Origin of the sequence: Hwanghaeella sp. LZ110 (genome assembly GCF_048892525.1) — a bacterium.
In the GTDB taxonomy this organism is placed as follows: domain Bacteria; phylum Pseudomonadota; class Alphaproteobacteria; order UBA8366; family Aestuariispiraceae; genus Pacificispira.
In genome coordinates, this window is the sequence record NZ_JBLZHT010000094.1 from 1 (window position 1) to 255 (window position 255).

Consider the following 255-nt stretch of genomic DNA (forward strand, 5'->3'; position numbering starts at 1 on the left):
GATAGCCTGCCGCATCATACCCATCGGCAAAACTGCGCGCACCACCGCCCTGTAGCCCGGACAGACCCAACATGGTCGCAAAGGATCGACCATTCTCGCGCTTGCCAAAGATGTTTACGCCATAAGGGGCGCCCGCCCATCCGGCCATCGTGAGCTTTCGACTTTCCTGTCCATCCAACATCATGCGGGCAACCGCAGCGGCAGAGGCATCCAAGGCGGCCCAGCCCGAATTGATAACCCCGGACGCCACTGGTG

1 protein-coding gene is annotated in these 255 nt (G+C 61.2%); it reads right to left on the minus strand.

Annotation, left to right across the window (positions count from 1 at the left end):
• Positions 1-255 (minus strand): hypothetical protein (locus tag ACOSDM_RS20330; protein ID WP_420726356.1); only part of this gene is annotated, 255 nt, incomplete at both ends.